At 65.3% G+C, this 9,005-nt stretch carries 9 protein-coding genes and 1 pseudogene; 3 read left to right on the top strand and 7 right to left on the bottom strand.

The features are described from left to right. The 6 genes and pseudogenes from EOA24_RS17850 to EOA24_RS17825 form a co-directional block, all read right to left on the bottom strand. Nucleotides 1-778 (bottom strand): annotated as a pseudogene (locus tag EOA24_RS17850) (4-diphosphocytidyl-2C-methyl-D-erythritol kinase); the annotation flags it as partial. Next, nucleotides 775-1,479, bottom strand: coding sequence for an XdhC family protein (locus EOA24_RS17845; RefSeq protein WP_126082505.1), 705 nt, complete (start codon nucleotides 1,477-1,479; stop codon nucleotides 775-777). The gene EOA24_RS17845 and the pseudogene EOA24_RS17850, both read right to left, overlap by 4 nt. A 5-nt stretch (nucleotides 1,480-1,484) precedes the next feature. Next, complete coding sequence (locus EOA24_RS17840; RefSeq protein ID WP_126082504.1) at nucleotides 1,485-1,823, bottom strand: XdhC family protein; 339 nt, start codon at nucleotides 1,821-1,823, stop codon at nucleotides 1,485-1,487. Between the two features lie 57 nt (nucleotides 1,824-1,880). Continuing rightward, nucleotides 1,881-3,131 (bottom strand): VWA domain-containing protein, encoded by a 1,251-nt coding sequence (locus EOA24_RS17835; protein ID WP_126082503.1) that lies wholly within the window; start codon nucleotides 3,129-3,131, stop codon nucleotides 1,881-1,883. A gap of 5 nt (nucleotides 3,132-3,136) precedes the next feature. Beyond that, entirely contained in the window at nucleotides 3,137-4,060 is a 924-nt protein-coding gene (locus EOA24_RS17830) for a MoxR family ATPase (RefSeq protein WP_126082502.1), read from the bottom strand. A gap of 29 nt (nucleotides 4,061-4,089) precedes the next feature. Beyond that, on the bottom strand, nucleotides 4,090-4,584 hold the full coding sequence (locus EOA24_RS17825; protein ID WP_042644630.1) for a flavin reductase: 495 nt from the start codon (nucleotides 4,582-4,584) through the stop codon (nucleotides 4,090-4,092). A 191-nt stretch (nucleotides 4,585-4,775) separates the two neighbouring features. Here EOA24_RS17825 and EOA24_RS17820 point away from each other — a divergent pair, with 191 nt between their 5' ends. Further along, nucleotides 4,776-5,846, top strand: a complete 1,071-nt coding sequence (locus tag EOA24_RS17820; protein WP_126082501.1) for a branched-chain amino acid ABC transporter substrate-binding protein — start codon at nucleotides 4,776-4,778, stop codon at nucleotides 5,844-5,846. Further along, complete coding sequence (locus EOA24_RS17815; RefSeq protein WP_127409949.1) at nucleotides 5,846-6,862, top strand: P1 family peptidase; 1,017 nt, start codon at nucleotides 5,846-5,848, stop codon at nucleotides 6,860-6,862. Before EOA24_RS17820 ends, EOA24_RS17815 begins: the two co-directional genes overlap by 1 nt. Nucleotides 6,863-6,877: 15 nt before the next feature. Here the strand turns inward: EOA24_RS17815 and EOA24_RS17810 are convergent, their stop codons facing one another. After that, nucleotides 6,878-7,135, bottom strand: a complete 258-nt coding sequence (locus EOA24_RS17810) for a DUF2171 domain-containing protein (protein ID WP_126082499.1) — start codon at nucleotides 7,133-7,135, stop codon at nucleotides 6,878-6,880. A gap of 301 nt (nucleotides 7,136-7,436) precedes the next feature. On the opposite strand from EOA24_RS17810, the gene purB reads away from it, so the two are divergent. Beyond that, nucleotides 7,437-8,738, top strand: a complete 1,302-nt coding sequence (gene purB / locus EOA24_RS17800; RefSeq protein ID WP_126082497.1) for an adenylosuccinate lyase — start codon at nucleotides 7,437-7,439, stop codon at nucleotides 8,736-8,738. The last annotated feature ends 267 nt before the right edge of the window (nucleotides 8,739-9,005 follow it).

Below are 9,005 nucleotides of genomic sequence, written 5' to 3'. Positions count from 1 at the left end.
TGCCCGCGCGGATGACGGTGCCGCCGGCACGTTCGATCGCGGCCGGCACGACATCGGCGAAATCGCTCATCGCTGAGGCGCCGAAGATCACCACCATGTCATTGTCGCGCGCCAGCTGGGTCGCGGCCGCGGCGACCGGGGCAATCTCATGCGGCGTGCGCCGCTCGGCCGTCAGCCGGCCGCCGGAACGCGCCAACCGCGCCTCGGTGACGCGCAGCGTCTTGTCAAGCACGCTCGGCTTGACGCCCGGAAGCACCGTCTGGATGACGCCGACCGTGATGGGACGATAGGCGTTGACGGCAAAGATCTCGCGGCCGGCGCAAATCCTCACCACGCTGTCCACCAGGTTTGCGGCGACGGCAAAGGGGATGATCTTCACCGTCGCGACCATCTGGCCCTTCTCGACCGGCGCATGCTGCGCCAACGTCGCGACGGTGATGGCCGGATCGACGGCGTTGATGGCATCGATCATCCCGGCATTGACGGTAAACACGCCCGAGGCCCCTGCATGCAGGTTCACTCGCCCGGTGGCGGCCGGCTTGACCTCGATGTTGCGGTGGCTCATGGCGGCCGCGATCTTCGCGGCGGCGGCATCCTCACCGAGATCGCCCTCGCCAAGCACCGCCGCGACGACCTCGACTACACCCGCTGCCTTCAGTGCAGCGACATCCTCGCGGCTCAGCCGGTGCGCCTTGCGGAACCGCTTTTCGCCCGCGGCCGTCGCATGCGCCAGCACCGCCCCTTCCGCCTCGTCGATCGGAACCGGCCCGAATTTCACGCCACGGCGCCTTTTGCTTCCAGACCGCGCGAGCGGAAGGCGTGGATGGTCTGCGCGAGCACCGCAACGGCGATCTCGGCCGGACTTGCCGCCCCGATGTCGAGGCCGATCGGCGCGTGGATACGGGCGATCTGGTCGGCGCCGGCACCGAGCGCCAGCAGGCGCTCGACGCGCTTGGCATGGGTCTTGCGGCTGCCCAGCGCGCCTACATAGAAGCAGCGGGCGTCGAGCGCCGCCTTCAGCGCGAAATCGTCGATCTTCGGATCATGGGTGACTGCGGCGAGCGCCGTGTAGCTGTCGAGCGGCGCGCGCTTCAGCACATCCTCCGGCCATTCGGCATGCAGCGCGACGTCGGGAAAGCGCTCCGGGGTCGCGAAGGCGGTGCGCGGGTCGATGATCTCGACCGGGTAGCCGGCGATCCTGGCCATCGGCGCCAGCGCTTGGCTGATATGCACCGCGCCGATCACCACGAGGCGCGGGCGCGGCAGATGCGCGTTGAGAAAAAAGGTCCGCCCTTCCGCCTCCACTGACCGCGAATTGCCGGTACGAAACGCATTGGCGATTGCCGCCCCGAGATCGCCCGCGACAGGATCGCCCTCGCGCACGATGCGGTCGCGGCCGTCGCCAAGGTCGGTGACGACAATCACTGCCCGGCGGGCGCGGCGTTCCTCGTTCAAGGTCTTGAGAATGTATGGATCCACGGCGGTCAGCCCAGCCTTTCGACATAGACCTTGATACGGCCGCCGCAGGAAAGGCCCACCTGCCAGGCCGTTTCGTCGGCGACGCCGAACTCCAGCATCCTGGCCTTGCCCGAGCCGATGACGTCGATCGCCTCGGTCACCACGGCGCCCTCGACACAGCCGCCCGAGACAGAGCCATGGAAATTCCCTTCAGCGTCGATGACCAGATGGCTGCCGACCGGACGCGGCGCCGAACCCCAGTTCTCGACCACGGTCGCGATGGCGACATCCTTGCCGTCCTTCATCCAGCCCTCCGCGATGATCAGCGGATCACGGGCTTCATCGAGATATATGCTCTCATCCATTGTCGCTTCTCACACAGTCTGTTTTCCCGCCGGGACATTCCCAAGCAGAACATATGGCTATGCGGCCCGCCTGTCGCCAGTTCGCAGCCAGCGGCGCGGATCGACCGAGGCCGCGGGCCGCTGGTCGAGAGAGGCGCAAAGATCGGTCAGCGCGTCGAGATTATGCACTGCCCGGAACTCGTCGACATGCGGCAGCATCGCTTTGACGCCGCGGGCGCGCGCTTCGAACCCGTCGAAGCGCAACAGCGGATTGAGCCAGATCAGCCGCCGGCAGGACTTGTGCAGCCGCTCCATCTCCTGCGACAGGCCGGTGACGTCGTCGCGCTCCAGCCCGTCGGTGATGAGAAGCACCACGGCGCCCTGCCCCAGCACGCGCCGTGACCACAGCCGGTTGAATTCGGCCAACGTATCGCCGATGCGGGTGCCGCCCGACCAGTCCTTCACCGCCGCCGAGCATTCGGCCAGCGCCTCGTCCGGATCGCGATGGCGCATCTGCCGGGTCAGGTTAGTCAGCCGCGTGCCGAAGACGAAGGCGTGCACGCGCCGGCGCTTCTCCGTCAGGGCATGCAGGAAATGCAGGAAGATGCGGGTGTACTGGCTCATCGAGCCCGAAATATCGGCAAGCACGACCAGCGGCGGATGCACTTCGCGCGCCGATCGGAATTTCGGCAGGATAAGCGCGCCGCCGGTGCGCGCGGCCGAACGCATCATGGCGCGCGGATCGATGCGGCGCCCCTGCGCGTCGGCCCTGAAGCGCCGCGTGCGGACGAGGTCAAAGGGCAGCCGCAAGGCCATGATCGCCTTTTTGGCCTCGGCCATTTCGCCGGCGTCCATCTGGGCGAAATCCTTGCCGCGCAGCACTTCATTGCCGGAAAAGGTGAGCCGCGCATCGACCTCGATCTCCGGCACTTCCCGGGCCGGCTGGTTCTTCTGGTGGCCTTCGAACATCGCCTGGCTGACGCGGTTCTCGGCCGCCCGCGGCTTTTGCTTTTCGGTTGTATCCAGGGCGACCGGTGAAAACATCGCCAGCAGCTTCTCGATCAGCTCGCGCGATTTCCAGAACAGGCGGAAGGCCTCGTCGAAGACCGGATGATCCTCGTGCCGCGAAACCAGCACCGCATGCAGCGTCCAGTAGAAATCGTCGCGCGAGCCGATGCCGGCGGCAAGCACCGCCTCGATGGCGTCCTTCACCGAGGCCGGCCCGACGCGCATGCCGGCCTTGCGCAAGGCGCGAGCGAAATAGACGATATTATCGGCGATGCGCCCATCGGCGCGCGCCTCTTTGGGTTCCGGACGCGGCGACGGCATCGCCCCTACTCCGCCGCCGAAAGCTCGGCCTTCACCTCATTGAGGATGCGCCGGCCCTCGCCCTCACCGATGCGGGCAATATCATCCTGGTACTTCAAAAGCACGCCGATCGTGTCGGACACGGTCTCCGGGTCGAGCGCCACCTTGTCGAGCTCGGTGAGCGCGCCGGCCCAGTCGATGGTTTCGGCGACGCCTGGCGCCTTGAACAGCTCGACCTGTCGCAGCTTCTGGACAAAGGACACGACCTCTGCCGACAGCCGGCGGTTCGCCTGCGGCACCTTGCGGCGCACGATCTCCAGCTCGCGCTCGGCGTTCGGATAATCGACCCAGTGATAAAGGCAGCGCCGCTTCAGCGCGTCGTGGATCTCGCGCGTGCGGTTGGTGGTGATGATGACGATCGGCGGCTCTTCCGCCTTGATCGTGCCAAGCTCGGGAACCGTAACCTGGAAATCCGACAGGATTTCCAGCAGGAACGCTTCGAACGCTTCGTCGGTGCGGTCGAGCTCGTCGATCAGGAACACCGGCGCCGCGCCGGCCTTGCCGGTCAGCGCATCGAGCACCGGGCGGCGGATCAGGTATTTTTCGGAGAATACGTTACGCTCCATGTCGGAGCGCACGACCTTGCCGGCCGCCTCCTCCATGCGGATCTCGATCATCTGCGCGGCATAATTCCACTCATAGACGGCCGAAGAGACGTCGAGCCCCTCATAGCATTGCAACCGGATCAGCCGGCGGCCGAGGGTGTCGGCCAGCACCTTGGCGATCTCGGTCTTGCCGACGCCCGCCTCGCCTTCGAGGAACAAGGGCCGCTTCATGCGCAGTGAAAGAAACAGCACGGTCGCCAGCGAGCGGTCCGCGACATAGTCCGCAGCGGTCAAAAGATCGAGCGTTTCGTCGATCGATTTCGGCGCGGGGCGCGGCGCGGTCATCTTGTCTCCGTGGGTCCCGCTTGCACGTTTCAAAGAACGTGATAGTCGCGGTTATAGTAGATCAGCGGCCGCAAATTATCGCCGATGCGCAGGCCTGTCACCTTGCCAAAAAGCACACGGTGGGTGGCAAGATCCTTGGCGTCGATGATCTCGCAGTCGAACACGGCAAGGGCGCCCTTCAGAGTCGGCGCGCCGGTCGAGATCACATCCCACTCGGCCAGCGCAAAGCGTTCATCCGCCGGCAACCCGGTGACACCGGAAAAGCCCACCGAGACGGCTTCCTGGTCCGAGGCAAGCGTGTTGAGCGCGAACCTGCCGTTCTTGATGAAAGCCTCGTTCTTGGCGTTCTCGCGGTTGAGACAGACCAGAACCGTCGGCGGCGTGTCCGAAACCGAACAGGCGGCGATCACCGTCGCGCCGCGTTTGCCGCCGGGCCCGTCCGTGGTCACCACATGCACATGGCCGGCAAAATGCGCCATCGCATCGCGATAGTGCTGCGGCCCGATGTCATTGATCTTCAGCACGCGATAATCCACCTGTCGGAACAAGCCCGTTATATATGGCGGCATATTGCACGCCACAAGTTATCCATCACGGGCGAAGTGCTTGACCGCAATCCGCAAATTCGCGTGTTGCGCACCGCTTAGCCAGCCTTTAGGCATTTCCTGGAATAGTGCGGGATTGTATTCCCGGCATGGAGGATCTCTTAGCCCGAATGCGTCTTCTCACGACGACATCAGCCGTGCTGTTCTGGCTGTCGCTGGCAGCGAGCGCCGAGGCCGAGACGCTGGTCGGCGTTGCGGCACCGCTTTCCGGTCCGTCGGCGATCCTGGGCAAGCAGATTGAGAATGGTGCCGGCCTGGCGGCGGAGGCGAACGGCCTTGCGATCAAGACCGCAGACGATGCCTGCACCGCCGATGGCGGCGCCGCGGCGGCAAAGGAATTCGTCGACGCCAAGGTCGATATCGTGGTGGGCTTTCTCTGCACCGAGGCGATCGAGACGGCGCTGCCGATCCTGAAGGACGCCAACATTCCGGTCATCACGGTCGGCGTGCGCACCGAAAGCCTGACCGACCGGCGCGCCAAGACCGGCTGGCCGGTCTACCGGCTCGGCCCGCGCGGCGATGATGAGCGCAATGCGGTAGCCGCCAAGCTCACCCGGCTGTGGCGCGACGAGCTGTTCGCCATAATCGATGACGGCACCATCTATGGCCGCGAGATGGCCGAGACTTTTCGCGCCGCGGCCGAACAGGCAGCCTTGAAGCCGGTATTCACCGACACGTTCAGGCCGCAGCTCGACAACCAGATAGGGTTGGTCGGCCGGCTGAAGAAGGCAGGCGCGACAAAGGTGTTTGCCGGCGGCGACGGCGACGATGTCGCCATCATGGGCCGTGACGCCGCCTCCCTCGGGGCCGGCATCACCTTTGCCGGCGGCGAGAACCTGCGCACGCCGCCTGGCGATGTGCCTTACGCCGCCGGCACGCTGATGATCGCGCCGCCGGAATGGTCGGAAGTCGCCGACCCCAGGATCGTGCAGGCCCTCGGCGCAAAAAACATCGTGCCGGACGGCTACACGCTGCCGTCCTATGCGGCGGTCGAGATCGCCAAGGCCGCGACTGCCGATGCGGAAAGCTCGGGGAAACCGCTCGGCGAAGCGCTGACCGGCCATGATTTCACGACCGCGATCGGCACCATCCGCTTCGACGACACGGGCGACCTCAGCCAGAACCCGTTCCGCGTCTTCCGCTTCGACGGCACGCATTTCGTGCCGCTGGAGGATAACTGATGTTCCACACCGGACCGCGCAATCTGATCACCGACGTTGCGGGCCTCCGCGTGGGCAATGCCAGCGACGCAAGGCTGAAATCCGGCGTCACGGTGGTGCTGTGCGACGAACCTGCCGTGGCTGGCGTCCAGGTGCTGGGCGGCGCGCCGGGCACGCGCGAGACCGACCTGCTGGAGCCTCAGAATTCGATCGTGACGATCCATGCCGTCGTCCTGTCCGGGGGCTCGGCCTTCGGCCTCGACGCCGCCTCAGGCGTGCAGGCGGCGCTGCGCGAGAAGAACATCGGCGTCGAGGTCGGCGGCTTCCGCGTGCCGATCGTGCCGGCCGCGATCCTGTTCGACCTGCGCAATGGCGGCGACAAGGATTGGGGCCGTTATCCGCCCTATCGCGAGCTCGGCTATGAGGCCGTGCAGACGGCAATCGCCGATTTCGCCATCGGTACGGCCGGAGCCGGCACCGGCGCGTTGGCCTCCTGGCTGAAGGGCGGTCTGGGCTCAGCCTCGACCGTGCTCGACAGCGGCGTCACCATCGGCGCACTTGCCGCCGTCAATCCCACCGGCTCGGTGACGGTTGGCGGCAGCCGCCATTTCTGGTCAGCGCCCTTCGAGATCGGCGACGAATTCGGCGGCCTGGGCTACCCCGATCCACTGCCAAAAGACGCCAGGAAGATCCTGCTGAAATACCGCGATCGGCGTGTCGGCGGACATGGGGAAGCCGGCAGCACCACCATCGCCGTTATCGCCACCGACGCCGTGTTGACCAAAGCCGCCGCCAAGCGGCTGGCGATTTCAGCGCATGACGGCTTCGCCCGCGCCATCTGGCCGACCCATACGCCGGCGGACGGCGATCTGGTGTTCGCCCTGGCGACCGGCAGGAGCGGCATCGAGCTCGGCGCCGATGCCGCGATCGACCTGTTCGCGGCGGCCGGCGCGACCATGGCGCGGGCTATCAGCCGCGGCGTCCATGCCGCGACGCCAGCCGACGGCGACCTATTCCCGGTATGGGCGTCGCGCTGATCGGGTTGGCGCCGATCAGGTCGGATCGGATTTCTCTTCCTCGAAGGTGACGGCGACATCGGAATTCGCGGAAAGCCAGACCTTCTCGCCGTCGATCTCCGCGACCAGGGCGAGCGAAATGTAATGATGATGGCCCTTGTGCGAGCCCATGCCGCTGTCGGCCTTGGTCAGCTTGATCCGGTCGCCCTCGACCTTGTCGACGGTGCCGATATGGACGCCATCGGCGCCGATCACTTCCATATGTCCGCGTATCTTGCTGATGTCGGTGCTCATGCTGGTTCTCCGCTGGATGTGCCCTTTCGGATGCGAGACGGCCGACAATAACAAATGAACGCCGGATTGGATGCATCGCACGGCGCGTCTCGTTCACCATGGCGTGATAGGCATGAATTCACCTTCACGCTGCCGACAGCGCTCCACCAGTTCCTCGCGCTTGGCGTTCGACTCTATTTTCCGCTGGGCTTTGCGGCACTTGTCGGGGTTAGCATCTGGTTTGCGCGGCAGCAGCGTTGAGCATTGGGCCCGCCTCTGTTAGGACGCGGCCGACGCTTCTCCCAGGCAGGACTGAAAACAGATGATCCCTCGCTATTCCCGGCCGGAAATGGTCGCCATCTGGTCGCCCGAAACCCGCTTCCGCATCTGGTTCGAGATCGAGGCGCATGCCTGCGATGCGCTGGCGGAGCTGGGCGTCATCCCGAAGGAAGCGGCAAGGACCATCTGGGAAAAAGGCGGCGCGGCCAAATTCGACGTCGCCAAGATCGACGAGATCGAGCGCGTCACCAAGCATGACGTCATCGCTTTCCTCACCCATCTCGCCGAATTCGTCGGACCGGATGCCCGCTTCATCCACCAGGGCATGACCTCGTCGGACGTGTTGGACACCTGCCTTGCGGTGCAATTGACGCGGGCCAGCGACATCCTGCTCGCCGACATCGACGCCCTGCTCGCCGCGCTGAAGCGCCGCGCCTTCGAGCACAAGGACACTGTCACCATCGGCCGCAGCCACGGCATCCACGCCGAGCCGACCACCTTCGGCATCAAGCTGGCGCAAGCCTATGCCGAGTTCTCGCGCTGCCGCGAGCGTCTGGTGCATGCGCGGGAGGATATCGCGACATGTGCCATCTCCGGCGCGGTCGGCACCTTCGCCAACATCGAGCCATATGTCGAAGAGCATGTGGCGGCAAAGCTCGGGCTGAAGCCGGAGCCGGTGTCGACGCAAGTCATCCCGCGCGACCGGCATGCCATGTTCTTTGCCACGCTGGGCGTGATCGCCTCGTCGGTCGAACGTCTGGCCGTCGAGATCCGCCATCTGCAGCGCACCGAAGTGCTGGAAGCGGAAGAGTATTTCTCGCCGGGCCAGAAGGGTTCGTCTGCCATGCCGCACAAGCGTAACCCGGTGCTGACCGAAAATCTCACCGGCCTCGCCCGCATGGTGCGGTCGATGGCCGTGCCCGCCATGGAAGACGTGGCGCTGTGGCATGAGCGCGACATTTCGCATTCCTCTGTCGAGCGCATGATCGGGCCGGACGCGACGGTGACGCTGGATTTCGCGCTGGCGCGCCTGACCGGCGTCGTCGACAAGCTGCTCGTCTATCCCGAGAACATGGAGAAGAACCTCAATAAGTTCAGAGGCTTGGTGCATTCGCAGCGTGTGCTGCTCGCGCTGACGCAGGCCGGCCTGTCACGCGAGGACGCCTATCGCCTGGTGCAGCGCAACGCCATGAAAGTCTGGGAGCAAGGCGCCGATTTCCTCGAGGAACTGCTCGCCGACAAGGATGTGACGGCGGCCCTCTCCGAAGCCGAGATCCGCGAGAAATTCGACCTCGGCTACCACACCAAGCATGTCGACACGATCTTCAAGCGGGTGTTTGGATAAGCTTGACCTTTCCTTCTCCCCGTTCACGGGGAGAAGGTGCCCGAAGGGCGGATGAGGGGCGGCGCTGCCCTAGGCGATCACTGCGCCTATAGGCCGTGCGGACGAAAAGACAATCTCAAGCCTCGGCCCTGCCCCTCATTGCCCTGCCGGTGTCCAGCGGATAGATGGGTAACACTTTGAACCGGATACATAGGTAACAGTTTTCTCTCCCTATGATGCGGTCGCCGCAGCGCCAAGCGGTCGGCTTGGCGCGGCGCTGCGGCGAAC

The organism is Mesorhizobium sp. M2A.F.Ca.ET.039.01.1.1 (genome assembly GCF_003998035.1).
Taxonomy (GTDB): Bacteria; Pseudomonadota; Alphaproteobacteria; order Rhizobiales; family Rhizobiaceae; genus Mesorhizobium.
This window is presented reverse-complemented; position numbering and strand designations above follow the sequence as displayed.